Genomic DNA, 2696 nt, shown 5'->3' with positions numbered 1-2696 from the left:
CGGGAGCCGTCGGCGCGGACTCGCTGCGCCAGCAGCTGTCCGGGCTGTCCGAGCAGGAGCGGACGCGGCTGCTCACCGACCTGGTCGGGTCCCACGTGGCCGCCGTGCTGGGGCACGCCTCCGCCGAGGCGATCGAGTCCACCCGGGCCTTCACCGACCTGGGCTTCGACTCCCTCACCGCGGTCGAACTGCGCAACCGCCTCAGCACCGCCACCGGGCTGCGACTGCCGGCCACGCTGGTGTTCGACTACCCCAACCCCACGGAACTGGCCGCGTTCCTGCAGGAGAAGCTGCTGCCGGAGCTGGTTGAACATGGCGAGACGGACGCCGCCGAGGAGAAACTCCGGAAGGCGCTCGCGACCGTGCCGCTGTCCAGGTTCCGTGACGCCGGGCTCATGGAGGCGCTGATGCGGCTCGCCGACGTCCGTGACGACGCCCTGATGGGCGACCAGGGCGAAGACGTCGAGGACATCGACGCGTTGGACGCCGACAGCCTGATCCGTCTGGCCCTGGACGGCGAGGCGGAGTGATGTTGATGAAGCTCGATGCGTGGAGGCAGCGATGACCGGACAGGCCGACAAGCTCCTTGAAGCGCTGCGCGCCTCCGTGAAGGAGACCGAGCGGCTGCGGCAGCGCAACCGCCAGCTCGTCTCGGCGGCCTCGGAGCCGCTGGCGATCGTCGGCATGAGCTGCCGGTACCCCGGCGGCGTGACGACTCCCGAGGAACTGTGGGAGCTGCTCGCCGCCGGTGGGGACGCGATCTCCGGCTTCCCGGGGGACCGGGGTTGGGACACCGAGGGGCTCTACGACCCCGACCCGGACCACCAGGGCACGTCCTACGTGGTCGAGGGCGGGTTCCTGCGGGACGCGGCCGGCTTCGACGCGGGGTTCTTCGGGATCAGCCCGCGTGAGGCGCTGGCGATGGACCCGCAGCAGCGCCTGCTGCTGGAGACGTCCTGGGAGGCGCTGGAGCGGGCCGGGGTCGACCCGGCCTCGCTCCGGGGCTCGCAGACCGGCGTGTTCGTCGGCGTCGCCCCCTCCGACTACGTCGCGCACCAGTCCCTCCAGACCATGGAGGGCCTCGACTGGCACCTCATGACCGGTGGTGCGGCCAGCGTGATGTCCGGCCGCATCTCCTACCTGCTCGGACTCCAGGGCCCGGCGGTGTCCGTCGACACGGCGTGTTCCTCGTCCCTGGTGGCGCTGCACCTGGCCTGTCAGGCGGTCCGTGCCGGCGAGTGCTCGCTCGCGCTGGCCGGCGGTGTCACGGTCATGGCCACCACCATGGGCTTCGTCGGCTTCTCCCGGCAGCGCGGCCTGGCCGAGGACGGGCGCTGCAAGGCGTTCTCCGCGCAGGCGGACGGCATGGGGATGGGCGAGGGCGCCGGCATGGTCGTCGTCGAGCGGCTGTCGGACGCGCTGCGCAACGGGCACAAGGTGCTGGCGGTGGTGCGTGGTTCGGCGGTCAACCAGGACGGTGCGTCCAACGGTCTGACCGCCCCGAACGGTCCGTCGCAGCAGCGGGTGATCCGTGCGGCGCTGGCCAGCGCCCGGCTGTCGGCCGCCGATGTGGACGCGGTGGAGGCGCACGGCACGGGCACCACCCTGGGCGACCCGATCGAGGCCCAGGCCCTGCTCGCGACGTACGGCCAGGACCGGCCGGAGGGCAGGCCGCTGCTGCTCGGCTCGGTGAAGTCCAACATCGGCCACTCCCAGCAGGCTGCCGGTGTGGCCGGTGTGATCAAGATGGTGCTGGCGCTGCAGAACGAGCAGCTGCCGAAGACCCTGCACGCCGACGAGCCCTCGCCGCACATCGACTGGTCGGCCGGCGAGGTGGAGCTGCTGACGGAGTCGGTGCCGTGGCCGGCCGGGGAGCGGGTGCGCCGGGCGGGCGTGTCCTCCTTCGGGCTGAGTGGCACCAACGCCCACATCATCGTGGAGGAGGCCCCGACGGCCGAGGCCGCCGAGGCCGTCCAGGCGCCGGAGACGGTGCCGGTGGTGGCAGGTGCCGGTGCGTGGGTGGTGTCGGGCAAGACGGCCGAGGGGCTGACGGCTCAGGCGGGTCGGCTGCGGGAGTGGGTCTCGCAGCGGCCGGAGCTGGAGCCGCGGGACGTGGCGTGGTCGCTGGCGGCGACGCGTTCGTCCTTCGAGCACCGGGCGGTCGTGGTCGGCGACGAGCGTGGCGAGCTGGTGTCCGGGTTGCAGAGCCTGGCGGCTGGTCTTCCCGGTGGTGCTCTGGTGTCGGGTGTGGCGCGGCCGGGTGCGCGGACGGTGTTCGCGTTCGCGGGTCAGGGGTCGCAGTGGGTCGGTATGGGCCGGGAGCTCGCTTCGGTGAGTCCGGTGTTCGCCGCCCGGCTGGCGGAGTGCGAGGCGGCTCTGGCGCCGTACGTGGACTGGAAGCTCGCCGAGGTGCTGGCCGGTGCCGAGGGCGCTCCCGCGCTGGAGGCCGCTGATGTGGTGCAGCCGGCGCTGTGGGCCGTGATGGTGTCGCTGGCCGCCGTCTGGGAGGCGGCGGGTGTCGAGCCTGCCGCTGTGGTGGGTCACTCGCAGGGTGAGATCGCCGCTGCGACCGTCGCCGGGATGCTGTCCCTGGAGGACGGTGCCCGGGTGGTGGCGCTGCGTTCGCGGTCGTTGAAGGTGTTGGCGGGTCTCGGGGGGATGCTCTCGGTGAGCTGCTCGGCCGCTGTCGCGGAGGG

1 protein-coding gene and 1 pseudogene are annotated in these 2696 nt (G+C 72.8%); both read left to right on the top strand.

The window, feature by feature from the left end; genetic code table 11:
* Nucleotides 1-296, top strand: a pseudogene (locus J0670_RS40665) (acyl carrier protein); the annotation flags it as partial.
* A 265-nt stretch (nt 297-561) separates the two neighbouring features.
* Nucleotides 562-2696 (top strand): type I polyketide synthase (locus J0670_RS35255; RefSeq protein ID WP_207816623.1); only part of this gene is annotated, 2135 nt, incomplete at its 3' end.

Source organism: Streptomyces sp. FH025 (assembly GCF_017427025.1).
Lineage (GTDB): Bacteria > Actinomycetota > Actinomycetes > Streptomycetales > Streptomycetaceae > Kitasatospora.
This window is presented reverse-complemented; position numbering and strand designations above follow the sequence as displayed.